This is a genomic window from Magnetospirillum gryphiswaldense MSR-1 v2 (assembly GCF_000513295.1).
In the GTDB taxonomy this organism is placed as follows: Bacteria; Pseudomonadota; Alphaproteobacteria; order Rhodospirillales; family Magnetospirillaceae; genus Magnetospirillum; species Magnetospirillum gryphiswaldense.
The window spans coordinates 2,018,770-2,042,893 of sequence record NC_023065.1 but is presented as its reverse complement, the minus strand read 5'-3'; the positions used below and the strand labels follow the sequence as shown (position 1 = coordinate 2,042,893).

20 protein-coding genes are annotated in these 24,124 nt (G+C 62.7%); 15 read left to right on the top strand and 5 right to left on the bottom strand.

The window, feature by feature from the left end; genetic code table 11:
* Window positions 1–3: 3 nt before the first annotated feature.
* The 8 genes from MGMSRV2_RS09660 to traI all read left to right on the top strand — a co-directional run bounded on the left by MGMSRV2_RS09660 (window position 4) and on the right by traI (window position 10,176).
* Window positions 4–2,187 (top strand): hypothetical protein, encoded by a 2,184-nt coding sequence (locus tag MGMSRV2_RS09660; RefSeq protein ID WP_024080171.1) that lies wholly within the window; start codon window positions 4–6, stop codon window positions 2,185–2,187.
* Between the two features lie 2 nt (window positions 2,188–2,189).
* Window positions 2,190–3,143 (top strand): CpaF/VirB11 family protein, encoded by a 954-nt coding sequence (locus MGMSRV2_RS09655; protein ID WP_024080170.1) that lies wholly within the window; start codon window positions 2,190–2,192, stop codon window positions 3,141–3,143.
* Window positions 3,140–4,948: a type IV secretory system conjugative DNA transfer family protein gene (locus MGMSRV2_RS09650; protein ID WP_024080169.1), complete on the top strand. Its 1,809-nt coding sequence runs from the start codon at window positions 3,140–3,142 to the stop codon at window positions 4,946–4,948. The genes MGMSRV2_RS09655 and MGMSRV2_RS09650 overlap by 4 nt, the downstream gene beginning before the upstream one ends.
* Window positions 4,949–4,957: 9 nt before the next feature.
* Complete coding sequence (locus MGMSRV2_RS09645; RefSeq protein WP_024080168.1) at window positions 4,958–5,656, top strand: single-stranded DNA-binding protein; 699 nt, start codon at window positions 4,958–4,960, stop codon at window positions 5,654–5,656.
* A gap of 17 nt (window positions 5,657–5,673) precedes the next feature.
* Window positions 5,674–5,859 (top strand): hypothetical protein, encoded by a 186-nt coding sequence (locus tag MGMSRV2_RS09640; RefSeq protein WP_024080167.1) that lies wholly within the window; start codon window positions 5,674–5,676, stop codon window positions 5,857–5,859.
* Window positions 5,856–7,964 (top strand): zincin-like metallopeptidase domain-containing protein, encoded by a 2,109-nt coding sequence (locus MGMSRV2_RS09635; RefSeq protein WP_024080166.1) that lies wholly within the window; start codon window positions 5,856–5,858, stop codon window positions 7,962–7,964. The genes MGMSRV2_RS09640 and MGMSRV2_RS09635 overlap by 4 nt, the downstream gene beginning before the upstream one ends.
* Before the next feature lie 71 nt (window positions 7,965–8,035).
* The gene (locus MGMSRV2_RS09630) at window positions 8,036–8,407 is read left to right on the top strand and encodes a plasmid mobilization protein (protein WP_024080165.1); all 372 of its coding nucleotides are present in this window, start codon (window positions 8,036–8,038) and stop codon (window positions 8,405–8,407) included.
* On the top strand, window positions 8,404–10,176 hold the full coding sequence (gene traI, locus MGMSRV2_RS21050; RefSeq protein WP_024080164.1) for a TraI/MobA(P) family conjugative relaxase: 1,773 nt from the start codon (window positions 8,404–8,406) through the stop codon (window positions 10,174–10,176). The genes MGMSRV2_RS09630 and traI overlap by 4 nt, the downstream gene beginning before the upstream one ends.
* A gap of 141 nt (window positions 10,177–10,317) precedes the next feature.
* Here traI and MGMSRV2_RS22165 read toward each other — a convergent pair whose 3' ends face one another.
* Window positions 10,318–10,443, bottom strand: a complete 126-nt coding sequence (locus tag MGMSRV2_RS22165) for a hypothetical protein (RefSeq protein ID WP_277911421.1) — start codon at window positions 10,441–10,443, stop codon at window positions 10,318–10,320.
* Between MGMSRV2_RS22165 and MGMSRV2_RS21885 the strand changes: the two genes are divergently transcribed.
* A complete protein-coding gene (locus tag MGMSRV2_RS21885) occupies window positions 10,429–10,593 on the top strand; it encodes a hypothetical protein (protein ID WP_024080163.1) in 165 nt (54 codons plus the stop codon). The genes MGMSRV2_RS22165 and MGMSRV2_RS21885 overlap by 15 nt on opposite strands.
* A gap of 14 nt (window positions 10,594–10,607) precedes the next feature.
* Here MGMSRV2_RS21885 and MGMSRV2_RS09615 read toward each other — a convergent pair whose 3' ends face one another.
* The 3 genes from MGMSRV2_RS09615 to MGMSRV2_RS09605 are packed head-to-tail and all read right to left on the bottom strand — an operon-like array spanning window position 10,608 to window position 15,153.
* Window positions 10,608–12,506: a TonB-dependent receptor domain-containing protein gene (locus tag MGMSRV2_RS09615; protein WP_024080162.1), complete on the bottom strand. Its 1,899-nt coding sequence runs from the start codon at window positions 12,504–12,506 to the stop codon at window positions 10,608–10,610.
* 2 nt (window positions 12,507–12,508) lie between these two features.
* Window positions 12,509–13,189, bottom strand: coding sequence for a response regulator transcription factor (locus MGMSRV2_RS09610; RefSeq protein WP_052588931.1), 681 nt, complete (start codon window positions 13,187–13,189; stop codon window positions 12,509–12,511).
* Entirely contained in the window at window positions 13,189–15,153 is a 1,965-nt protein-coding gene (locus MGMSRV2_RS09605; protein WP_206777484.1) for a sensor histidine kinase, read from the bottom strand. Before MGMSRV2_RS09605 ends, MGMSRV2_RS09610 begins: the two co-directional genes overlap by 1 nt.
* Window positions 15,154–15,368: 215 nt before the next feature.
* Here MGMSRV2_RS09605 and MGMSRV2_RS21040 point away from each other — a divergent pair, with 215 nt between their 5' ends.
* Genes MGMSRV2_RS21040 through MGMSRV2_RS09560 form a run of 5 tightly spaced genes read left to right on the top strand, consistent with a single transcriptional unit; the run spans window position 15,369 to window position 21,684 of the window.
* On the top strand, window positions 15,369–17,249 hold the full coding sequence (locus MGMSRV2_RS21040; protein WP_024080159.1) for a DUF4347 domain-containing protein: 1,881 nt from the start codon (window positions 15,369–15,371) through the stop codon (window positions 17,247–17,249).
* Window positions 17,246–18,010 (top strand): putative Ig domain-containing protein, encoded by a 765-nt coding sequence (locus tag MGMSRV2_RS09575; RefSeq protein WP_024080158.1) that lies wholly within the window; start codon window positions 17,246–17,248, stop codon window positions 18,008–18,010. Before MGMSRV2_RS21040 ends, MGMSRV2_RS09575 begins: the two co-directional genes overlap by 4 nt.
* A gap of 23 nt (window positions 18,011–18,033) precedes the next feature.
* A complete protein-coding gene (locus MGMSRV2_RS09570; protein ID WP_024080157.1) occupies window positions 18,034–19,665 on the top strand; it encodes a TolC family protein in 1,632 nt (543 codons plus the stop codon).
* A gap of 1 nt (window position 19,666) precedes the next feature.
* Window positions 19,667–20,401 carry an efflux RND transporter periplasmic adaptor subunit gene (locus MGMSRV2_RS09565; RefSeq protein WP_011899507.1) on the top strand — a complete coding sequence of 245 codons (735 nt, stop codon included), beginning with the start codon at window positions 19,667–19,669 and terminating at the stop codon, window positions 20,399–20,401.
* Window positions 20,398–21,684, top strand: a complete 1,287-nt coding sequence (locus MGMSRV2_RS09560) for an efflux RND transporter periplasmic adaptor subunit (protein WP_011899506.1) — start codon at window positions 20,398–20,400, stop codon at window positions 21,682–21,684. The genes MGMSRV2_RS09565 and MGMSRV2_RS09560 overlap by 4 nt, the downstream gene beginning before the upstream one ends.
* Before the next feature lie 5 nt (window positions 21,685–21,689).
* On the opposite strand, the gene MGMSRV2_RS09555 is transcribed toward MGMSRV2_RS09560, so the two are convergent.
* Window positions 21,690–21,983: a hypothetical protein gene (locus MGMSRV2_RS09555; RefSeq protein ID WP_011899505.1), complete on the bottom strand. Its 294-nt coding sequence runs from the start codon at window positions 21,981–21,983 to the stop codon at window positions 21,690–21,692.
* Between the two features lie 38 nt (window positions 21,984–22,021).
* Here MGMSRV2_RS09555 and MGMSRV2_RS09550 point away from each other — a divergent pair, with 38 nt between their 5' ends.
* Entirely contained in the window at window positions 22,022–24,118 is a 2,097-nt protein-coding gene (locus tag MGMSRV2_RS09550; protein WP_041633553.1) for a site-2 protease family protein, read from the top strand.
* Window positions 24,119–24,124: the final 6 nt, after the last annotated feature.

Sequence of the window (24,124 nt, the reverse complement as noted above, 5' to 3'; positions counted from 1 at the left end):
GCCATGCGTATGAAATTCGCGGCGGCACTGGTCGCCCTATTATCCCTGTCGTCACCCTGTTTTGCCCAAACCCCGCCGGCGACGACTACCCCCGGAACGGGGGCCGCCGACAAGGTGGCGGTGCCGATCTGGCCGGTGAGTACCGTCGCCCTGCCAGAACAGGCGGTGCCCGCCTCGTTCTCGCTCGGGCAAATCGAAGGCGTCGATCCGGCGCTGCTGTCGGGCGTCACCGCCAAGGGCTTCGCCCGCAAGGTCGCGGTTGAAAACCAATCCATCGGCCAAATCCTGGTCATGTCGGTGGCCAAGGGCGAGCGCGAGGAAACCATCTCGACGGAAGGTCTGACGGCGCAATTCGACGCCAAGGACACCAATCAGCTTTTCCCGGAAAAGACCATGGAGGTCTCGGGTTCCAAATCCGCCCTGGTGGCGGCGCTGGAACGCCTTGCCGCGCCGAAAGCGGACGACAAGGAAAAGCGCGAGATCAAGGACGACGTGTCGGAAAACCCGGCTTCCGGCAGTGGCGACAACAATTCCGAAGCGGCGGGCTACAAAACTCCGACCGTCACCGCCGCGCCGGCCACCGAAGAAAAGGAGCCGGTGACCGAATACCGCAACAACACCGCCGAATGCCCGGTACGAATTGACCTGGTGCAGGAAACCGCCTTCCAGCAAAGCAAGGTCCAGACCTTCACCGATGGCGCGCTGACCAATGACGGCGAATGCACCGACGGCGCCGCCAGCTATCCCCTGAAGAAATCCTATCCGTCGTGCCCGATCGACATTGTGGACATAGCCAACATGAAGGCTTGGCCGCAATTCCAGTGGTACTACATCGACGATGCCGGCGAAAACCACCCGGTCGGCGAATGCCAGAAGGACGAGGAAACGGTCTACACCGTGACCGAGGACGAGGCGGAATGCCCGATCTACCTGGACTTCGTCGATAACAAGGCCGTACCGCAGGCGGCTTTGGTCTACATCAATCGCAACAACGCCAAGACCCAGGCGCGAGGCTGCGAGAACTCGACCAAGTCGGCGGCGCTGACCATGACCGAGAATCCGGCCAATTGCCCCCTTCGCCACGACTATGCCGGCGGTCGGTCCTATGAACTGTCCATGTGGACCTATTTGCGCGACGGCGTCACCTATCAGGCCGCGCCCTGTACCGACACTGGTCGCAGCTTCCAGCACGAGAAGATTTATCTGGATGCCGGCGGCAACAACATCTGCCCGGCCATCACCAATCTGACGACCAAGACGGCGATCCAGCAATATCGCATCAGCATTACCGTCGATGGGGTGCCCCAATTCGTCGGCGAATGCGCCCCCGATACGACAACATCGTCGATTCTGTCCACGACGGACGACTGCATGGACCCGTCGAAATGGACCCACGACCTGGCGGCCAACATCTCGTATGGCCAGGAGCGTTTTTACTACCTGAAAACCAATGGTCAGCGGGAATACGTCACCACCTGCAAGACGTCATCGGTGAGCTATCCGCATAGCGTCACCATCACCGGCTACCAGAATCACGACGATCAGTTATGGGCCTACCCGCTGACCACGGTCACGATCAGCGTCAATGGCGCACCCTACACCATCGCCTCGTCTGACGTGCTGCCCGGCGCCCCGCAAATGGTCTATCTGCCCAATGGAACTGTCGATCAGGCGACTGGGATTTCGACCTATGACGGCTGCAAGGCCTATCGTGAGACAGCCAAATACGAACGGTGGCAGCGTCCCGACAACAGCGAATACCTCAAGCAAATCGGCACTGGCACACCGACCGGCCCCGTCGATGTGTGTATCAGTAATGTCGTGAAAAGCAGTTCTGTTCGACTCACTAATTGGTGCTGGCATTCCGGTGGATCAACCTTCAATCCACTGATCTTTGGCCATTACGATCACTACATCAGCAAAACGGAAAAGAAAAACACCGAGACAGGTCAGGTTATCGCCATCACGTGCGCTGAATCCAATACTGCGTCCTTTCAGGATGGCAACAATGGCGGCGGCGATCAGTGGCCTCAATTCTGCAACCATTCAAGCGTTCCTGAACCATACCGTGGTGCGAACTGCGTAAACGGCATGTGCCAGTTCTGGGCACCTGGCTACCCAAAAGCGAAGCAGCAATGGTCCAACTACGTTCAGGAACTGGGCGTAGGCTGCCCGACCGGGTTCTGACCATGTCGTCGGCGATCTCCATCATCCTGCGTCCGCTGGCGGCGTATTACGACGATCCGACCACCGTCGAAATGCGCATGACCCGGCCCAAGCAGGTCATCATCGACCGGCGCGGCCACGGCAAGATCACCGTGGCCGCGCCGGAACTGACCCTGGCCCGCATCGAGGACATATGCCGCAGCTTGGCCAACTTCACCGGGGTCAAGTTCGACCCCGACACCTCGCCCAAGCTGTCGTGCATAATCCCCGAGGTGCGCCACCGTTTCGAGTGTCTGGTCGGATCGTCGGCGCCCTACGGCGTCTCCATGGCCATCCGCTGCAAGCACCCCTTCACCCCCACCTGGGAACAGGTGGGGGCAAGCCCTGAAATCGTCGAATACCTGAAATCCGCCATGGCGGCGGAATTGAACATGATCATTTCGGGGGCCACCAACACCGGCAAGACCACCTTCATCAACAAGCTGCTGGATTTTCTGCCCGAGGATCGGCGCGTCGTCGCCCTGGAAGACACGCCGGAACTGCACATGGACCGGTTCTGGGATGGCGTCGCCCTGCTGGCCGCCCGCGAGGCCTCGAGCGCCTCGGGCATGATCGACTGGCGCCAACTTTATGACCACCAGATGCGCATCACCCCCGATAACGTGATTTTCGGGGAGATTTCAACGCAGAACGCCTTTGCCGCCTTGGGCTCGCTCAATTCCGGCATCACCGGCTTCATGTGCACCATCCATGCCGCCAGCCCCTATCAGGTGCTGCACCGCAAGTTCGACCAGAACATCGCCTGGTCGGGCCAAAGCATGCCCCGCGTGCCCGAATTCCTGGCCGAGCTGGTGGACGTGATCGTCCAGATCAAGCGCAGCAGCGATGGCTGGCGCCGCATCACCGACATCTATGAACCGTGCCATGACCGCTGGGTCATGAAGGACGGTCACTTTCTCGAAAGGAACGCCGCATGATCGTTCTGGCCATTCCCTTTGCCGTTGCCGGCGCTTTTGCCGCCTTGTTCTATGCGTGGCAGGAAATCTATGGATTTCACGCCACGCAGGGCGATTCCTGGGCCTGGGTGTGGAAGTACCTGCAAGCCTATGGCCAGCCCCCCGGCTTCATCCAGTGGGGTATCTTCGGCGCCACCGCCGGCACCATCGCCCTGATCCTGCTGATCCAGGCCATCGCCATGCGGATCGGCGGCAATACCGTGCATGGTGAGCACACCGACAAGACCATCCACGGCTCGGCTCGCTGGGCCAGAAAAAAGGACATTAAGGAATCCGGTCTATGGCGCAAGGAAGGCGTGGTGGTCGGTGGCTTGCGCCGCTTCCTGAGGGGCGTCAAGGCCTTGCGGCACAACGGCCTGGAACACATCCTGGCCTTTGCCCCCACCGGTTCGGGCAAGGGTGTCGGTCTGGTGCTACCCACCTTGCTGTCGTGGACGCATTCCGTGCTGGTGCTGGATATCAAGGGTGAGAACTGGCGTCTGACCTCGGGGTGGCGGGCGTTGCTGGGACACCGCATCCTCAAATTCGATCCCACCGCCGCAACCGGATCAATCCGTTACAATCCGCTGGCCGAGGTGCGGATCGGCACCGACCACGAGATTGCCGACGCGCAAAACATCGCGGTGATGATCATCGATCCTGACGGCAAGGGACTGGCCGACTTCTGGGCCAAATCCGGTTACGCCTGGCTGACCGGAATCATCTTGTACACGCTCTGCAAGATCAAGCGGGACGAGAACCGGGTGGCGTCCTTACCCGATGTCGATGCCATCCTCACCGCCGTCGGCCAAGGCGTTGATGGATTGCTGGTGGACATGGGCAAGTTCCAGGCCGAGACCGAGGCCGGCACCCGCCTGATCCAGTCCGCCGCCCAGGAAATGAAGGACCGCGCCGCCCAGGAACAATCAGGCGTGCATTCGTCCTCCAAGGTCGATCTGTCGCTCTATCGCGACCCGATCATCGCCAGGAACGTTTCCGGCTGCGATTTCCGCCTGAACGATCTGATGAACGGCGACCGCCCGGCGGCGCTGTACATGATCGTGCCGCCATCGGACATTGACCGTCTGCGCCCGCTGTTGCGCATCATCCTCAATCTGTACATGCGTCGGCTGATGCAGAACGTCGGCGCCGACGGCAAGCCGGCCTTCAAGTACCGCCTGCTGCTGCTGCTCGATGAGTTCACCTCCATCGGCAAACTGGAAATCTTCGAGCGCTCGCTCGCCTTCATGCGCGGCTACGGCCTCAAGGCGTTCCTGATCATCCAGGACCTGATCCAGTTGCAGGGCACTTACGGCAAGGAGAATTCCATCGTCGGCAATTGTCAGGTGCGTATCGCCTACGCCCCCAACGACGTGGCCACCGCCAAGACCCTGTCGGAAATGTGCGGGAAGACCACCATCGTCCAGAACAAGCGCAGCACCCGGCGGCGGGTGTTTCAGATTTTCGGCGGCGACGTCACCGACAACACCTCGGAGATCGGGCGCCCGCTGATGACGCACGATGAAATCATGCTGTTGAAGCCGCCGAAGAAGAACCGCGACGGCTCCAAGATCATCAAGGCCGGCGACATGCTGACTTTCGTCGCCGGCTTCCCGCCGATCCTCGGTCGCCAGCCCTTGTACTTCTTCGACAAGACGTTGTTGGCGCGCTCGCTGATGCCGCCGGTCGGCACCGTCGAGGCCGCCAATGACGAAAGCGTCCCCCAGGCCGAACCGCCGATGCCGTCACCGATCACCGCCCGGCTGCGCGCCGCCGGCCAATCGTAAGGAGGAAACATGTTCAATCAGAACACAATCATGGTCACCGGTCGCCTTGGCGCCGATGCCGAAATCAAGACCCTGACCAACGGCAAGGTGGCCACCTTGTCATTGGCCGTCGATCACAATTTCAAGAACCGCGCCAGCAAATGGCAGACCGAAACCTCGTGGTTCCGAATCGTCACCTATTTGCCGTGGCTGATCGACAATGTCCTGACCAGCGAAGCCACCAAGGGCCGGATGATGTTCATCCACGGCGCGCTGCGAGCGCGGGCGTGGGAACAAGACGGCAAGAAAATGAACATCGTCGAGATTGAGGTCGATCCCGCCGGCGGCATCGTCCCGATCACGGCGGACAGCCCGGCCATGAACATGGTGCATCTGGTCGGTCGCCTCGGCGGCCATGCCGATATCAAAACCTTGCCCGGCCAGGATGGCGGCAAGGTGGCGTCGTTCAGCTTGGCGGCGGACCGTTCATACAAGGACAGCGCCGGCCAGTGGCAGAACAAGACCGACTGGCTGCGCGTCGTCACCTTCACCCCGTCGCTGATCGACAAGGTGCTGGCCAAGACCGCGACCAAGGGGCGGCTGATGCTGGTCCAGGGCGCGCTCCGTTCCCGCGAATGGGCGGATAGCGACGGCGAAATCCGCCATTCCGTCGAGATCGAAGTGGATGGCGCCGGCGGCATCACCCCGGTGCTGGAAGACAAGCCTTAACCCCAGGAGGACATGACATGGACGACAAGGAAATTAATCAGGCCGTAGCCAGCCAGATTGCCGACATGGCCAGCGCCGGCAAGCCGGTGCCCGTCGATCCCGACGACGCTGAAATGATGGGCGCTTTCGTGGAAACCGCGCTCGATGCCGACGACGCCCTGGAAAGCCGCTTCGACGATGTGGCTGAAGGGGGCGAAGAATGAGTAATTATCGCGACGAAATCGCCGCCGAGATCATCGCCCGCATCGAGGCCGGCACCGCGCCTTGGATGATGCCTTGGGATGCCGGCACCATCGGCACCGGCCCCTTCAATCCGATCACCAACAAAGCCTATCGCGGCATCAACGATCTTTGGCTCGGCTTGCAGGGCCGCGCCGATCCGCGCTGGATGACCTACAAGCAGGCTGCTGGCATCGAGGCGCAAGTGCGCAAGGGCGAAAAGTCCGCCACCATCGAATATTGGCAATGGACAGACCGCGTCGCCATGACCGACCAGGACGGCAAGCCGGTCTTGGACGACGAGGGCAAACAGCGTTACTACAACGTCCAGCTTGAACGCCCCCGCGTCTTTTACGCCAAGGTGTTCAACGCCGAACAGATCGACGGCCTGGCGCCGTTCGTCGCCCCGCCGGCGCCGCCGGAACCGGAACGCCACGCATTGGCGGAAAAGCTGTTGGCGGAATCGGGGGTGCCGGTCCTGCACGACCAGAACAACCGTGCCTTTTATCGGATCGCCAGCGACGAAATCCATCTGCCGCCGCGCAACTTCTTCCGCTCGGCGGAAGCCTATTACGAAACCGCCCTGCATGAATTGGGGCACGCCACCGGGCACCAATCGCGGCTGAAACGTGAATTCGGCCCCCGTGGTGGCGAAGTTTACGCCCGCGAAGAACTCCGCGCCGAAATCGCCAGCTACATGCTGGCCCGCGACATGGGCATTTCCTTCGATCCGTCCAATCACGCGGCTTACGTGGAATCCTGGCTCAAAGCCTTGCAGGACGACAAGAACGAGATTTTCCGCGCAGCCCGCGACGCTGAAATCATCAAGACCTGGGTGATGGAACCGGAACGGCGACCGGAACTGGAACGCAGTGCCACCCCGCAAGCCGTCACCTCGGAACAGGTCATCCCGGAACGCGAGGAGAAGGCCATGGCGGCAGAACCTACCCCCCGGACCTACATCGCCGTCCCTTATGACGAAAAGAACGAGGCCAAGGCTGCCGGGGCCAAATGGGACCGGGGCGCCAAGTCCTGGTATGTCCCGGAGGGAACCGACCCCGCCGCTTTCAGCAAATGGGCGACGGCGGCCAAGGCGCCGGCGCCGGAACTGTCGCCGGTGGAGGAATTCGCCCAGGCCCTCAAAACCCACGGCCTGATCGTCAAGGGCGATCCGGTCATGGATGGCCAATGGCACCGCTGCCCGGTCGAAGGCGACAAAGCCAAGCAACTGAGTGGTTCCTATATCGGTTACCTGGATGGCCGGCCCTCCGGCAACATCACCAATTACCGGGCAGGCGGGACAACCAAATGGGTGGCTGCCGGCGTGTCGCTGACCGACGCGGAACGAGCACACATCCAGGCCGAGGCGGCGAATGTTCGTGCCGCCCGCGAGGCTGAACGCCTTGCCGCCGCCGAAAAGGCCGCGAGAAATGCCTATGGGGTGTGGCAGAACCTCCCCGGCGAAGCCAACCCGGAAAACAGCCCCTACCTTGCCGCCAAGGGGGTGAAAGGCCACGGCGTCAAAGTGAACGGCGAAGGCCACATGATCATTCCGTGCCGGGATGCGGCGGGACGCCTGTGGAACATCCAGACCGTCACCCCGGAGAACAAGCTGTTCCTCAGGGACAGCCGCAAAGAGGGCACCTTCCACGTCCTGGAGGTGACCGGCAAGGGCACTCTGGATGCCCTGCTCCCACTCAAACAGGGCGTCATCATCATCGCCGAAGGTTATGCCACCGCTGCCACCATTTTCGAGGAAACGGGCCGACCGGTGATTTCCGCCTTCGATTCCTCCAACCTCAAGGCTGTGGCCGAAGCGGTACGGGCCAAGTTCCCCGACCGTCCGATCCTGATTGCTGCCGACAACGACCATGCCAACGTCCACGGCAATGTCGGCATGGTCAAGGCCGAGGAAGCGGCCAAGGCGGTCGGCGGCAAGATGGTCGCCCCCAGCTTCACCGCCGAAGAAATGCCGCAGAAACTGACCGACTTCAACGACCTGCACCAGTCACGCGGTGCCGGCTGGGTCCGGCGCACCATCGAGGGCGCCCTGTCGAAAGCCCAGGGCCAGGAACGCGGCATCGCCTGATTTCAAGACAGCAACGGCCCGCCCGGCATCGCCGGCGCGGGCCGTCTTCATCTTCAACGACGGGAAAGACCATGGCCACCGAACGTCACCGCCAGCTCGTTTCATTCACGCCCGAGGAATTGGCGACGGTCAAAGCCCAGGCCGGCCAGTTCAAACTATCGGTTTCGGAAATGCTGCGCCGCTTTGCCCTGGGCCAAACCCTGCCCGATCCCTCGGCCTTCACCGGCGCCCAATCCATCCGCGATCTGTTGAAGGTGAACGCCGATCAGGCCCGCCTCGGCAATTTGCTGAAACTGGCCCTGGATGAAAGTGACGGCACTTGGACGACGGCCATGGTGGCGCGGATCGACGGGCTGATGGTCCAAATCCAGGATACCCAGGACCAGTTGAAAGCCACGGTGAAGGAAATCCATCACCAGATTCACCCCAGGGCGGGCCGATGATCGCCAAGCGCATCGACCGTAAGCCCGAAATCCGCGACGACTATGCCAACCTTGGCCGCTATATCGCCGCCGCCAAGGAGAAGGGCGAGAAGCTCGACAAGTTCTGGATCGTCAATTGCGACGCCGGCGCCGATCTGAAAGACCTGGACACCGCCCTGATCGAGATCGAGGCGACGCGGACGCTGAAACCCGGTATTGCCGACAAGACCTATCACCTTGTCATGTCCTTCCATCCCGGTGAAGAAAACCAACTGACCCAGGATCAGTTGCAGGATATCGAACGCAGCTTCGCCCAGGCGCTGGGCTACGGCGACCACCAGCGTGTCGCCGGCACCCACATCAACACCGACAATTTCCACATGCATGTGGCCTTCAACAAAATCCACCCGGTCACCGGGCGCTGCCACACACCCCGGCAAGACTTCAAGACCTTGGCCAAAATCGCCCGCGAGATGGAACAGAAATACGGCCTGACCGTCGATAAGGGCATGACCGATGCCGGCGCCGAACGCAACCCGGTGTCACGCAAGGCCAGGGACTATGAGGCCAAGACCTGGCAGCAAAGCTTTGAGCGCCATGTGGTCGAACACAAAGCCGAGATCATCAAGGTGATCGACGGCGCCAGCACCTGGGCCGAAGTGCATGAAGGGCTGGCACCCTATGGTATCGAGCTGAAGAAGCGCGGCGCCGGCCTGGTCGTGGCGCAGGTGGACGGCAAGGGCCGGATGAAGGCCAGCACGCTTGACCGCTCCTGCTCGCTGGCCAAGCTGGAAAGCCGCCTGGGGCCATATGCGGCGCCACCCGAACGGAACAAAGCCAATGCCCCGCCGAAGAAGAAGGCGTATCAGCCCAAGCCGATGACCCGCCACCCTGGCCAGAACCGGCTTTGGCGCGCCTATACGCAGGCCAAGAAGCCGGGCTTCCTTGGCCGCGTGCTGCATATCAGGAACTGGAAGGATTACCTGCTGGCCGAAGCCCACAAGGATGCTTTGGCCCTGGCCATCGTGCTGACCTATAAAGAACTGTTCCACATGCTGGATGAGGCCACGACCCTCCAGCGCCGGCCCTATCAGCCGCCGCGCAGCATGGCGCCGGCCTTGAAGACCTGGTTGTCGGCCTCGGCCTGGACGCCGCCGGAAACGCCCTGGCTCAAACGCGATCTGCGCGACATGGATCTGAAAGCGGATGAGCACGGGCGGGTGATCTTCCCGTTTCGCGACGACAAGGGGCATATCTGGGCGGTGCGGGCCATGGATGGCCAGGGCCGCACCGCCGATTTGGGCGACACGGATAAAAACATCACCCACGTGATCGATCCCGGCGGCGATCTCGCCCGCGAGAAAGCCGCCTATGGCGGGCCGGTGATCATCACAGCGGACTGCCTATCTGCCTCAGTCCTGCACAAGGATACCGGCGCCCCGGTGATCGTGGTGCCGAAAACTGGCCATCTGCCGGCACGGGCGGCGGATGTCCGCCTGCACCATCCCAAAAGCCGCATCGTGATCGCGAGCCCGACCCGCAACCTTCACGCCGATCAGGCGGCGGCTGTGGCCGCCGGCGAGCTGGTGGTGATCGACGGCATCCAAGCCCAGGCCAAGATCGTTGCCGATCTCGCGAGCAAACGCCCGGTCGCTGTCAATCCGGTGCTGGCCAGGGACATGGGGGCATTCGTGGAGGACGCGCTGTCGCTGGATGACGTCCTGGGCGACCAGCCGAAGACAGGCCGGCGGAAAACCACCGGTAAGGATAAGGTTGACCCAATCCGATGACGGCTTTGCGCCCAAGCTGGTCATTCCTTGGTTGGCGACAGTTCCCGAAAAGCGGACATAGCATTCAAGATGCGCGCGCTGGTCGTTGTTGGCCCGTCTGGCCGGCGCGCTCACCACGCTGACCGCCACCCTGGCCGACCGTCAGGACGCCCGCGCCCGCGACAGCGAGTTCATCAAGGCGGGGCGCAGCAACACCCGCGCAATGTCCTGCTGGTCATCGCCGGACTTGGCATTGTCGGCGGCATCGGCTTCATGGTGTTCGGCCACGTTGACGGCAACACCGCCGTCGGCGGCTGCATCATTTCCGTCGTCACCTTGCTGGCCGGCAAGTTCGCCTTCGACTTCGAGTTCGGCGGCTCGGCGGATCCTGAGCAGACGCGGAACCTGCTGGCGCAAGCGCCGCCCATCGGCAAGTAGCCCGTATCGACGTGTCAGAATTCCAGTCTTCCGGCGAGAAAAAGACTCCGACCGGGCGCCGCGATAGGCTGGGTGGTGACGCCCTGAGGCAACGGATTGACGTGCTGCTGGTATCGCTTGTCCAGAAGGTTTGTGACTCCCATGGACAGGTGAAAGCGCTCGGTGACCGAGGTGCGCGCAAACAAGTCGAAGACGGCATATCCGCCGGTTGGGCCGCCGGTGTCTTGGCCCGATCCGGTCGTGGTCGAATCGTCTACCCGATGCTGGCCGTCGGCGAAGCGCGTCGCCGCCCCAAGAGTGATCGGGTGGTCGGCGAAAGCGAGCCGCCGTTCGATTGCGGCCTCACCATGTAGGGGAGCGACCTGATAGAGCGGGCGTGAATCCGTCAGATTGTCGCCGTGGGTCCAGTCCAGGCGCAGGCGAAGGCCCAGACCGGGCATCGCATTCCACCGTCCCTCGGCGGCCACGCCGGTCATGGCGACGTCAACATTGCGATAGATGATGCCGCCGTCGGATTTCAGGATGCCGGACTGCCCCCTGGCGCGGTCGGGGGTGATGAAATCAGCGATTCGGTCATGCCACAGCTTCCCGGAGATTTGCCAGGTCCCCGATACGGCAGCGGGGGACAAATACCCTTTCCACCCCTGGGCCCTGCGTTCGCCGCCAAGCTCGATTGCATGGTGCGCCTCGGGGGCGAGACCTGGATTGCCCACCTGGATCAGGGCCGTTGGTCCCGAACTGGCGAAAAATCGCTCTCCGGGGTCGGGCGTGCGGACCAGTCGCCGGACCTCGCCATAGACATCCCCGTCGGCGATGGCGTGGGTATAGCGCAGCTTGCCGCTGAGATTGATGTCCACCGGATCGTTGCGAGTACCCGCGCCGTAATAGGTGTCGTAGAGCTCCTGGGCCGCTCGGTTGTAGGATGCCGCGCTGGCGCCCGATGCGGCGGGCACCTCATGCGCCATGCCGACGGAGTTGTGGACGACGTCGAGCCGAAGGCCGGCGGCCAGTCTGTCTGCCTGACCGACGGGGCGAGTTCCTTCGAGGGCGATTGCGGTCGTGGCGATTTCCGTGTCAGGCAGCCGGTAGGAACTCCGGCCCTGGGTAACTCGGCTTGTGTCCAACACCGTAAGGTATTTCAGCAAGCTCGCATCGAGAATGAGGGCGCCCTTCCACTCGGCGGCCTTGAACTCGCCACGCACATGGCCGCGCCAGGTGATCCAGTCTCCTTCATAGCGAAGCCCCAGGGCGCCCGGTGCGCGTAGAGTGAAGTTGTCCGCAGCGTAGGTGATGCTATCCACGCTGGCCGCGATCTCAAGGCGGTCAAAGACAGAGCCCATCGGGGCGTGGTCGATCCGGATGGTTCCCAGACCGTGCTGGAACTGGGGGGCGTCGGTGGCGCTGTGGGGCGTTCGCGATTCCTCGAAATTGTCGAGCAAGCCAAAAACCGTCAAACCTGTGCGAGGCCCCAGCGGATGGGTAAGCACGGCTTGGGGACTGACGCGTTCATAGCCATAATTCACCCGTTGCCCCGTACCGTCGCGATAGGGATTGGCCCGGTCGGCGCGAAGCCCAGCCCAAAGAACGGTGTCATCAATGGCCTGCCGGGCGGCGATGCCCGAGAAAGCAACGTCTCCAGCGCTTTCAAGCCCCGCCATCATCCCCGTCGCCGGCCCGCCCTGGTGGATGACTTCCGGCGGCGGGGGATGCCTTGGCGAGATGAATGGCGTAGCCGTCAGAATGGACGGCAACAGAATTGGACGCGGCACATCCTCGCCGGCATGCCGTTGCATGAAGCGGGTCTCGACGAAGCTGGGAGTGGCGAACAGCCTGGGTACGGGCGTTTCCGCCTTGGCGGCGGAAATCACCAGCGAGCATATCAGAAGTGAACCGGCGGCGATTCGTGGCGTCATAACTAGGGGATCACCGTTATTGGCGCGGCGAAGATATAGCCTCTACCACGAGCCGGCTTGATCACAGAGCTTTCCTCATCCGACGTCGCGATTTTTCTTCGCAAGCGACTGATGACGGCCTCAAGACGCCGGTAATCGTAATCCTCCTCGCGATGCCCGAGCGCCTTGGCGAATTGCTGTCGGCTGACGATGTCCGGCGCGGCTTCCGCAAGCGGGCGCAGCAGAAGCATTTCGGTCGGGGTCAAGGTGATCCGTTCACCCTTGGGCGTCATGATCGTCATGGTGGACAGGCTCAGGGTCCAGCCCGGCGCGCGATGGTCGGCCACGGCTGGCGAAATGCGCCTGCGGATGCTCTCGATGACGGCACACAATTCCCGCATGTCGACCGGCTTGGTCAGGTAGGAATCGGCCCCTTTTTCCAATCCGCTGATCCGGTGATGCTGGCTGGATCGTGCGGTGAGCATCAAGATCCGGATTTCGGGATGAGACATGCGAAGGCGGTGGGTGATGGACAGGCCGTCCTCGCCGGGAAGCCCCAGGTCAAGGACGGCAATCTCGATGTGATGCACCGCCAGCACCTGGTCGAGGCCGGCGCCATCGGCGGCGATGAAAACCTCGTGTCCGGCCCGCTGCAAATGGAACTGCACTTCTTCGCGGAAGTCGGAATTGTCCTCGACCAGCACTATTCGCATTGGCCGGCCTCCTGCTTCGCTCCGGCCTGTTCCGTATCGGTCGGTAGCCAAGCCAGGAAGCAGATTCTTCCCTTCGTATTTTCCTCCAGTTGCACCCATCCCCCATGTCGTTCGAAGATGTACCGGGTCAGGTAAAGCCCCAATCCCATGCCGGCTTGGCCGGCTTCCTCGCTGCCGCGAACATATTTGTCGAAAATCGTGGTTTCGATGTCGCGCGGAATTGCCGCCCCATCGTTGACGATCGACCAGCACAGGCCGCTTCGGCCGTCATGGAAACGAGGCGAAACGTCCACTTCGATGGGCGAATTGCGGGGGGAATACTTCACCGCGTTGTCCAGCAGATTGAGGAGAGCGAAACGGAGCATGCGCTCGTCCGCCTGGACCGAAGGAAGTGTGGTGCCGGAGCGAACCGCTACCCGCTTTTCCCCCTCGGGACCAAGAAGCTCGACACTTTCCTGCATCAGCCCTTCGATATTGATCGGATGGCGGGCGGGTTCGCTGTAATCGGCCTCCAGGTTCTGGCGATGAGTGGCCAAATCCAGCATGGCCTTCAACCGCTCGACCGCACCCCCGATCCGGTCATAGCGCTTTTCGCGATCGGGCGACGTATCGGTATCAAGGACCCGAAGCGTCTGGTTCGCCGCATCGATGACAGCCACCGGGGTAAGAATTTCGTGGCCGATCATGTCCAGCAGACGCTCGCGCTCGATCCTCATTTCCCTTTCCATGCTTCCTTCCTGCCGCGCTCTTTCAGCAACGGCTTCGGCGACGAGTTTGTCCCGCTGAGCGCGATGAGCGCGCAGGAAAAGGCTTGAATGCAGGATCGCGAAATGAATCACGCTTCCGCACAGCGAGCTTATGAGAGACAGCTTCGTCGGCTCGGTAAGGCCAAGGGCGGCCGTCAGCGTCGTAAAAAGCAGCCCGGCGTAAAATGTATAGGCGAGCGCGATCAGCCGGCTTTCGGCATCCCGATTGCGCCAAAGGGAGATCAGGGGTTTCAGAAAGACAAGAAGTGACGCGATCATCGCGAGCAATAGCAGCGGCGCAAAGGCAGAGTAGTAAGGCGTAAACGCGGATATTGCCGTGGCGCCGCCCAATAGGGCCATGCCCCAGATCACCCGATCAGACCAGGGGAAACGGCCCGGCAGCCGAAGAACCTGGGCATAGAAGCGAAAGCCGAAGATCGCCCCCAGTCCCATCGTGGCCCCCAGCATCTGGTTGGCGATCAGCGGGTGATCGGGCAGCGCGAATTGCGCCAGCAATCCGTCGATGGCAAAAAAATGCACGCCGATCAATGACACGTAGCCCGAATAGGTCAGGTAAATGCTCTGGCGGTTGATGGCGAAGCCGATCAGGTTGAGGAGCGTCACCGTCAGAAGGGCGCCGTAATAGAGGCCGAGCAAGGCGGACTCGCCGCTGACGGCGTGCTCGAAAGCGGAAGGCTGCCAGAAGCGGGGCAGCACGGTCATCGCGCTGGTGCTCTTGACCCTCAGATAGAGACGGCTTTTTCCCGCCGGGATGTGGAGCGGGAAAAGAAAGTTCCGGTATTCCTCCGTTCGGGCCGAGAACGGGAGCCTGTCGCCGGCCGTCGCCCCGTGCCGCACGCCGTCGGGGGGCAGAAGGTAAAGGTCGAGGTGGTCGAGATAGGACGGCATGACTTCAAGTAGCCACCTCTCCGGGGCGCCTTCCGGCAGGACCAGATCCATGCGCAGCCAGATGGTGTCCGGAGTATAGCCAAGCCCCACATTGCCGGGGATCGGCTTGAACCTTCCCGCCGCGTCAATCCCGATGATCTCGTCCAATGTCCGGGTGCCCTCGGGATCGCGGAAGATCGCCATATGGCCGCGCCCGTCCACGTCGCCGGCCCGACCGTCGAGCACCACGGGAGAGGAAGCCTGGGCAGAATCCACAAGTACCGCCAGCAGCCCAAGGATGGCCAGGACCTGTAAAATCACGCTCAGAGCCTTTCGGCGGCAAGACAACATCTGATTATCCCATCTGCCTCAAAAAACATCCTTTGAATGAAATCGTGTCAGCCAATGTCAGCTTCGGTCAGGGAAGGTCAGGCTCATCAGCTAACATCATGTTTTTACACTGTTTTTCATTGCAGGCACCTATTTCGAACAATACTATATCCAACGGCGATGATGGGTCGAGGGCGAGAAGCGGCATGGGCAAGGTTTTGCACAAATCCGGTCAATCAACGGGTCGGGTCTTTGCCCCGATGATGGCGCTTGAACCGCGCATCATGTTCGACGGCGCGGCCATGGCCGAGGCGGTGGACGCGCATTCGGATGGGGCGGATGCCGTCATGCCGGTCGCGGTGACGGCCAATCCGCGCGTTCTGCTGCTATCCTCGCGCGTCGCCGACGGTGCTGATCTGGCGCTTGCGGCCAAGGATGATGTGCTGGTGGTGCGCTATGACGCCCACGCCGACAGCCTGGATGCCATCCTGGCCCGCGTTTCCCATGCGCTGGACGGGCAGCAGGCTTCGTCCATCGCCCTGGCCTCGCACGGCGCAAACGGCGCGTTCGAGCTGACAGCGGATCACGGCGTGTCGCTGGCGGGAATTGCCGGCGACGGCGCGTTGCAAACGTTCATGAGGGGGCTGGGGGCACAAATCACCGAGGGCGGGCGCATCGACCTGCTGGCTTGCGGCGTGGCGGGCGATAGTGCGGGGAATGCCCTGCTGGCTTACCTGTCCGACATCACGGGGCGTTCGGTTGCCGCGTCCGCCGATTCCACCGGCAATGCGGCGTTCGGCGGCGACTGGCACCTGGAAGCCGGCGATGTGGATGCGTCCCAGTATTTCCATGCGGCGGCACTGGCGGGGGTTGACGGATTGCTTGCCAATCCCGAAATGGTCGCGGATATCAACCCTGGCGTAAATAGTAGCAACGTAGGTATGCCGGTCAACGTGAACGGCACCCTGTATTTTAGGGCCAATGACGGCACCAACGGTATTGAGCTGTGGAAATACGACAGGATCAACGCGCCCAGCATGGTCGCAAATATCAACCCCGGCGCTAACAGCTCTAGCGCAAACAATTTGGCCAACGTGAACGGCACCCTGTATTTTGCGGCCACTGACGGCACCACCGGTCAAGAGCTGTGGAAATATGACGGGACCAACGCGCCCAGCATGGTCGCGAATATCAACCCCGGCGCAAGCAGCTCTGTGCCAGAATATATGACCAACGTGAACGGCACCCTGTATTTTGGGGCCACTGACGGCACCAACGGTAAAGAGCTGTGGAAATACGACGGGGTCAACGCGCCCAGCATGGTCGCGGATATCAACCCCGGCGCAAACAGCTCTACCCCAGAATATCTGACCAACGTGAACGGCACCCTGTATTTTAGGGCCGACGACGGCACCAATGGTAGTGAGCTGTGGAAATACGACGGGACCAACGCGCCCAGCCGGGTCGCGGATATCCGCGCCGGCGCAAACAGCTCTTCCCCTGGCAATATGATCAACGTGAACGGCACCCTGTATTTTGCGGCCAATGACGGCACCAACGGTCAAGAGCTGTGGAAATACGACGGGGTCAACGCGCCCAGCATGGTCGCGGATATCAACCCCGGCGCAGGCCACTCTAGCCTGTCATATCTGACCAACGTGAACGGCACCTTGTATTTTTCGGCCAGCGACGGCACCAACGGTAATGAGCTGTGGAAATACGACGGGACCAACACGCCCAGCATGGTCGCGAATATCGGCCCCGCCGGAAGTCCCGGTACCATAGAATTTATAACCAACGCGAACGGCACCCTGTATTTTTCGGCCGGCGAAGGCAACGGCGATCTAGAGTTGTGGAAATACGACGGGATCAACGCGCCCAGCAGGGTCGCGGATATCTGGCCCGGCGCAACCGGCTCTTCCCCTACCAATATGATCTACGTGAACGGCACCCTGTATTTTTCGGCCTCTGAAGGCTCCAATGGTAGAGAGCTGTGGAGATACATCCCGCCCTCCACCGCGTCATGTCGTCGTCGTCGTCGTCGTCTCCGCCCCCCCCGCCAAGGACGGGGGAGGCCGTCTCGGTGAAAATCCAGGCTCCGATTGCTCAGACAGGCGATACCGGTGCTTCCCTCGTCACCGCCGTGCGGGCACCTGCGGGTGAATTCGCTCAAGGGGTTCAGGGCAATTTCCAGGCGATGCGGCACCTGAGCACGACCGGCGGCAACGGTTTCCAAGTGGCCGTGGGAACACCCTCGGTCAACGCCGTCCGAGACGGTGCGCTTTTCGTGCAAAAGGGAATCCCTGCGGTTCTGCCGGAAAGCCGGATGGTCAATTTCTCCATTCCGATCGATGCCTTTGGGCATACCAGCGCTGAGGCCAACATCACCTTGGCCGCCAAGTTGACCGATGGGCGCCCGTTGCCGGCATGGCTTTCCTTCGATTCTGCCAAGGGGGTTTTTGTCGGTGAAGCGCCAGAAGGCTTTAACGGCGCCCTGTCGGTGGTGGTGGTTGCCCGTGACAATGCCGGTAACGAGGTGGGCACGACCTTCGAGATTCGGGTCCGCGGCGGTGGCGGCGTCATTCAGAACAACGCGCCGCCGGCCTCCGAGAACCAGCCGCCGCAGGGCGAGGTGCCGCAGGCGCCCGGCCAGCAGGGCGAACTGGCGCCCGACCCGGCTGCTCCGGTCATCAAGCTGTCGGATTTCGGCCCGAGTAAGACCTTTGGGGGCCAGACCTTCGCCGGCAAGCCGACCTTCCAGGAAGAACTGCGCATGGCGAACCGCCTGTCCGGCGCCCGTCAGGCCCAATTGCTGGCTGCGGCGCGCGGCATGGCCCGCAACGCATAAGTATTCAAGGGGATCACTTCGTTATGACCGTCGTTACCACTCGCATGGCCCGCCTGCTGGCCGCTGTTTCCACCGTCGCCCTGCTGAGCGCCTGCGCCGTGACGCCGACGCCGTTCACGGCCGATGAGTTCTCCGCCAAGGCCAAGGCCGACCGCGCAGCCATGTTTGAAGGCCAGGAGGTGATAGCCAAGCCGCTGACCCTGGCCGATGCGGTGGCCCGCGTGCTGAAGTACAATCTGGACAAGCGCGCCAAGATGATGGAAGAGGCGCTGGCCTTGGGGCAGACCAGCCTGGACCGCTTCGACCTGCTGCCCAAGCTGACCGCCAATGCCGGCTATACCGAGCGATCCGAGCCCAACGCCACCCGGTCGCGCGATCTTTATACCCAGACCACCAGCACCTCGAACCCCAGCTATTCGGCGGATCGCTTCTCCATCACCAGTGACCTGGGGCTGACCTGGAACATCCTGGATTTCGGCGTGTCCTATTTCACGGCGCACCAGAACGCCGACCGCGCCCTGATCGCGAGTGAGAGGCGGCGCAAGACCATCAATAATCTGGTCCAGGAGGTGCGCTTCACCTTCTGGCGCGCCGCCGCCGCACAAACCTTGAAGGCCAAGGTGACCGACACCATCACCTCGGCCGAGAAGGCGCTGAAGGATTCGGAAAAGGTCGAGGGCGAGCGCCTGAAGAACCCCATCGAAAGCCTGCGCATCCAGAAGACCCTGCTGGAAAGCATCCGCCAGTTGGAGGCCATCGACCAGGAACTGACCTCGGCCAAGGCCGAGCTGGCCGCCCTGATCAACGTGGCGCCCGGCAGCGATTTCAAGCTGGATGTGCCCGCCAATGGCGGCATGAGCGTGCCCGAATGGCCCATGGACATCGGCGCCATGGAACAGGCCGCCATGATCAACAACCCGGATCTGCGCGAACAGGATTACCAAAGCCGCATCGCCCTCGACGACACCCACAAGGAGATCCTGAAGCTTCTGCCCGGCATCACCGTGTCGTTCTCGCGCCAGTATGATTCCAATTCCTTTCTGGTGGACAACCGCTGGAACGATGTGGGCACCAAGGTCACCTGGAATCTGATCAACCTGCTGGCGGCGCCGGATCGCATGGCCCATGCGGAAAGTGCCGAGAAGCTGGCCGAGGCCAAGCGCATCGCGCTGCGCATGGCGGTTCTGGCCCAGGTCCATGTGGTGTCCCACCAATTCGCCAGCGCCGCCAAGCAGTTCGAGCGGGCCGACAAGCTGTGGGGCATCGAGAAGCGCCTGGCCGATGCCGCCGGCAACCAGAGCCGCGGCGGCACCGTCAACGAGATCGAGCGCATCAGCACCGAGACCTCGGCCATCGCCGCCGAACTCCGCCGCTTCCAGACCTACGCCCAGATGCAATCCTCCTACGGCAAGCTGCAATCGACCATCGGCGCCGATCCGGTGCCGGAAAAGGTGGCCTCGCACTCGCTGGACGGCTTGTCCGGCGCCATCGTCCTTTCCATGCCGCCGGCGGTGAAGGCCGATCCGGCGCCGGTGACTGCGCCTGAGGTACAGGCCGTCGCTGCCGAGCCGGAGCGGGAGGACGTGGTGCGCGACGGGTTATTCTGGCTGGGCCGCAAGATCGCCGCCCTGGCCGAGCAGGCCGATAGCCACTGACGTGATTAGCCCCATTGCCCTCAAGCGCTGGGTGGCGCCCCTCCTGTGCCTTCTGTCCTTCGGGGCCGAGGCGCAGGAGCCGGTGATTCCCGTGCAACTGGTCGCGGTGAATTACACCACCCTGTCGGCGGAGCTGCCCGCCAAGATCGACCGTATCACCGTCAAGGAAGGCGAGCGCTTTAAGGAAGGCCAGCAACTGGTGGCCTTCGATTGCACCATCCAGCGGGCTCTGGTGGATGAGGCCAGTGCCGTTTTTGCCGCCGCCGAGAAGTCCAAGGCAGTGTACAAGCGGCTGCTGGAGCTCAACTCCACCGGCACGCTGGAGGCGGAAAAATCGGGCTGGGACGCGGCGGTGGCGCAGGCCAAGCTTAACTCGGCCCGTGCCGTGGCTTCCAAATGCGGTATTTCCGCGCCGTTCGCGGGCAGGGTGGTGGAGCAGAAGGCCCGCGCCCATCAATACGTCCAGGTGGGCCAGGCCATCCTGGAGATTCTGGATGATTCCGTGCTGAACGCCGAATTCATCGTACCCTCGTCGGCGGTGACGACCTTGAAGCCCGGCACCTCTCTTCAGATCATGGTGGACGAGACCAGGAAGACTTATCCGGGCCGGATCGCCCGCATGGGCGCCAAGGTCGATGCGGTCAGCCATTCGGTCAAGATCACCGCCGAGATCAAGGGCGACTTCCCCGAATTGATGGCGGGAATGACGGGAAAAATCAGCATGGCCCCGCAGTGAGCGAGGCGCTCGTCACCCTGCTGGGGATCGAGGAGCAAGCGCTGAATGCGCGCACCACCATCCAGCTCGCTTTCGTCATGGTCAACGACACCCGCGCCCTGGCTGAATACCATCAGGCGGCGCTGCATATGGCGGACAAGGGGGTGGTGGCGGTTTCGGGAGTGTCCTCGGTGGAGGAGAACGCGCCCTTCACCTTGTTCTTGCAACGGATGTTCAAGCTCCATGAGGCCGGCAAGGAAATTTCTTCCGCCGAGCGCGAGGAATGGGCGGATTGGCTGCCGCCCAAGCCATTGTTCCTGCCGCTGAAGGATGCCGACGGCAAGCGCCTGGGCACGCTGCTTCTGGCCCGCGACGAGGATTGGGACGAAGGCACCACGGCGATCGTCCAGCGGCTGACCGATGCCTACGCCTTCGCCTGGGCGGCCAAGCACCAATCCGCGCCGTTGTCCCAGTGGCGCCACCGCCTGACCAGCCTGCCACGCTGGAAGCGGATAGTGGCGGCGGGAATCCTCCTGGCCCTGATCTTTCCCGTCCGCCTGTCAGTCCTGGCCTCAGCCGAGATCGTCCCCTCGGACCCGGCGGTGATCCGCGCCCCCCTGGAAGGCGTGATCGAATTGGTCCGCGCCCAGCCCAACCAGAGTGTCGTGGCGGGTGACGTTCTGTTCGAACTGGACCGCACCACCATCGCCGGCAAGCTGGAGGTGGCGGCCAAGGTCCTGGATACGGCCAAGGCTGAACTGGACCAAGCCACCCAGCAGGCCTTCTTCGACCCCAAGGCCAAGGCCGGCTGGGCGGTCCTCAAGGCCAAGGTGGAGGAGAAACAGGCCGAACGCGCCCAGCTCGAAGACCTGATGACCCGCGCCCAGGTCAAGTCGCCCCGCGACGGTCTCGCGGTGATGGACGATCCCAGCGAATGGATAGGCCGCCCGGTCAGCGTGGGCGAAAAGGTGCTAGCGGTGGCCGATCCTCGTCAGGTGGAGGTGGAAGCCTGGCTGGCGCCCGCTGATTTGATCCCGTTGGAGCCGGGCGGGAAAGTGGTCCTGTTCCTCAACACCGCCCCGCTGTCACCCGTCGTGGCCACGCTGTCCTATGTGGCTTTCGAGGCGACCTTGAAGCCCGACGGGGTGTTGGCCCATCGGGTACGGGCGAAGATTGCCCATGACGACGCCATCCCCCGCATCGGATTGAAGGGCACTGCCCGCCTGGATGGCGACCGGGTCTCCCTGGTCTATTGGCTGTTCCGTCGACCGCTGGCCGTGATCAGGCAATGGCTTGGATGGTAGCGATGTCAGCGGTCGAGCCGCCTTTGCTCCAGTTCCTCGGTGCCTCGGCGCCAGTCCTCCGCGAGCAGTCCAAGCTCGACGTTCTCCAGAACCAGGCGGGGAGCCGGGCTGGTCTTGCAGGGGGACGGAACCAGCAGGCGTGCCACGTCCTCGATGCCGCGACGCTGGCCCGGTGTGCTGAAGCGTTCGACTTCGATGGCGATATCCTTGGCGGCTTTTGCCAATTCGCAATCGGATTCGGCCATGGCCGAGGAGGTGAAGGCCAGAAACGCGGTGGTGACTGCCCAGATCCTTCTCATCTCCGTGTCTCCATGGGGGGGCGGGAATGACAACAGAGATGGGTATTCTGCCGACGCTACGCACCGAGCTGTCCTTGCATCCCGGCCCCGCCGGAGCCGACGGCTCGCCGTCCTGGACCATCCGCGACCCGGTCCGCAACCGCTTTTTCCGCATTTCCTGGCCGGCCTTCGAGATCCTTAGCCGCTGGTGGGCCGAGACGCCCGCCAAAATCGCCGAGGCGGTATCGGCCGAAACCACGCTTCATCCCACGGACGACGACGTAAAGGGCGTGGCCGAGTTTCTGGTCGCCAACCAATTGACCCGACCGGCAGGTCCCCAAGACACGCAAAGGCTGGTGTCGCGGGCCGAAGCCGAGAAGCAGTCCTGGTTCCACTGGCTGATGCACCATTACCTGTTCTTCCGTATCCCCCTGGTCCGGCCCGATCACTGGCTCGACCGGACACTGCCGTTGGTGCGCTGGCTGGGATCGCACGGGTTCCAGGTGACGACCATGATGGCCCTGACCATCGGTCTGATACTGGCGGGACGGCAATGGGATCTGTTCGTCGCCACCCTGGTGGACACCTTCTCGCTATCGGGGCTGGTGTCCTATGGCATCGCGCTCACGGTGGTGAAGGTGATCCACGAGCTTGCCCATGCCTACACCGCCAAGAACCATGGCTGCCGCGTGCCCAGCATGGGGGTGGCCTTCCTGGTGCTGTGGCCCATGCTCTACACCGACGTCAACGACACCTGGATGCTGCCCGAGCGCAAGAAGCGCCTTCAGGTCGGCTCGGCGGGTATCCTGGCCGAACTCATCATCGCTGCCTGGGCAACCCTGGCTTGGGCTTTCCTGCCCGAGGGGCCATGGAAACAGGCGACCTTCGTGCTGGCGGCGCTGACCTGGATCTCGTCGCTGGCCATCAACCTCAGTCCCTTCATGCGCTTCGACGGCTATTTCATCGCCATGGACGCGATGGAGATGCCGAACCTGCACCCGCGTTCCTTCGCCATGGCACGATGGTGGCTGCGCAACGTGCTGTTCGGACTGGGCACGCCGCCGCCGGAGCCTCTGCCCGCAGGCAGGCGCCGGGCGCTGATCGCCTTTGCCGTGGCGGTGTGGATCTATCGCCTGGTGCTGTTCCTGGGTATCGCCGTCATGGTCTACCACTTCTTCATCAAGGCCGTGGGCATCATGCTGTTCGTGGTGGAAATCTGGTGGTTCGTTGCCCGGCCCATCTGGGCCGAGGTACGGGAATGGGAGAAAGTGAAGACGACCATCATGGCGGGAACACGTATCCGCTGGACGCTGGGGACGCTTGGAGCCCTCATCCTGCTCGCCCTCATCCCCTGGCAGGGCAGTGTGAGCGCGCCAGCGGTGATGAAGGGAAGCCGGTCCGCCGCCCTCCATTTGCCCTTTCCGGCCCGGCTGGAAGCAATCCACGTTTCCCATGGGCAGGCGGTGAAGCCGGGCGACGTGCTGATGAGCTTCACCGCCCCCGACATCGCCTTGCGCAAGGCGGTAGCCCAGGCCCGCATCGACGGCAAGACCGCCGAGTTTGAAGCCGCCACCCTCGATCCTTTGCTGCGCGACCGTGCCGGCATCGTGCAAGAGGATCTGCGCAAGGCCCAGGCCGAGCTGGCCGTCCTGGAAGCGGAAGCAAATCGCCTCGCTATTCTCGCCCCCATGGAGGGCCGAATCCTCGATATCCTGCCGGACATGCAGCCCGGCGACTGGCTTTCACCCCGCCAGAAGCTCGGGCTTGTCCTGGAAAATTCCGCCCCGATCGCGGTCGCCTATGTGGCCGAGGACGATCTTGCCCGTATCCAGGGCGGCGCGGGCGCCACCTTCTCCCCCCACGCGATGGAAAGCGCGTCCCGGCCCGGGCGCGTACAGCGGATCGATCCGTCACCCGCCAAGACCCTGCCCGACGGGGCGCTGGCCTCCGTCCATGGCGGCGACATTCCCGCACGGGTCTCGGGTCAGACCGTCATCCCCGACGGCGCCATCACCCGGGTGACCATCGCCCTCGAAGGCCCGCCGCCCGCCCATGAGGAAATCGGGACAATCTCCATCGAGGCCGAAAACTCCAGCCTCATCGGCCGGCTGGCCAGGTCGGTCATGGTCGTGCTGATCCGTGAATGGGGGGCGTAGCAGTGA

Excerpts from the sequence above, each read along its gene's own strand:
- traI (WP_024080164.1), top strand. The coding sequence starts at position 8,404 with ATGATCGCCAAGCGCATCGACCGTAAGCCCGAAATCCGCGACGACTAT.
- MGMSRV2_RS21885 (WP_024080163.1), top strand. The coding sequence starts at position 10,429 with ATGGTGTTCGGCCACGTTGACGGCAACACCGCCGTCGGCGGCTGCATC.
- MGMSRV2_RS09615 (WP_024080162.1), bottom strand. The coding sequence starts at position 12,506 with ATGACGCCACGAATCGCCGCCGGTTCACTTCTGATATGCTCGCTGGTG.
- MGMSRV2_RS09550 (WP_041633553.1), top strand. The coding sequence starts at position 22,022 with ATGGGTATTCTGCCGACGCTACGCACCGAGCTGTCCTTGCATCCCGGC.
- MGMSRV2_RS09645 (WP_024080168.1), top strand. The coding sequence starts at position 4,958 with ATGTTCAATCAGAACACAATCATGGTCACCGGTCGCCTTGGCGCCGAT.
- MGMSRV2_RS09635 (WP_024080166.1), top strand. The coding sequence starts at position 5,856 with ATGAGTAATTATCGCGACGAAATCGCCGCCGAGATCATCGCCCGCATC.
- MGMSRV2_RS09650 (WP_024080169.1), top strand. The coding sequence starts at position 3,140 with ATGATCGTTCTGGCCATTCCCTTTGCCGTTGCCGGCGCTTTTGCCGCC.
- MGMSRV2_RS09630 (WP_024080165.1), top strand. The coding sequence starts at position 8,036 with ATGGCCACCGAACGTCACCGCCAGCTCGTTTCATTCACGCCCGAGGAA.
- MGMSRV2_RS09660 (WP_024080171.1), top strand. The coding sequence starts at position 4 with ATGCGTATGAAATTCGCGGCGGCACTGGTCGCCCTATTATCCCTGTCG.
- MGMSRV2_RS09640 (WP_024080167.1), top strand. The coding sequence starts at position 5,674 with ATGGACGACAAGGAAATTAATCAGGCCGTAGCCAGCCAGATTGCCGAC.
- MGMSRV2_RS09555 (WP_011899505.1), bottom strand. The coding sequence starts at position 21,983 with ATGAGAAGGATCTGGGCAGTCACCACCGCGTTTCTGGCCTTCACCTCC.
- MGMSRV2_RS21040 (WP_024080159.1), top strand. The coding sequence starts at position 15,369 with ATGGGCAAGGTTTTGCACAAATCCGGTCAATCAACGGGTCGGGTCTTT.
- MGMSRV2_RS09655 (WP_024080170.1), top strand. The coding sequence starts at position 2,190 with ATGTCGTCGGCGATCTCCATCATCCTGCGTCCGCTGGCGGCGTATTAC.
- MGMSRV2_RS09570 (WP_024080157.1), top strand. The coding sequence starts at position 18,034 with ATGACCGTCGTTACCACTCGCATGGCCCGCCTGCTGGCCGCTGTTTCC.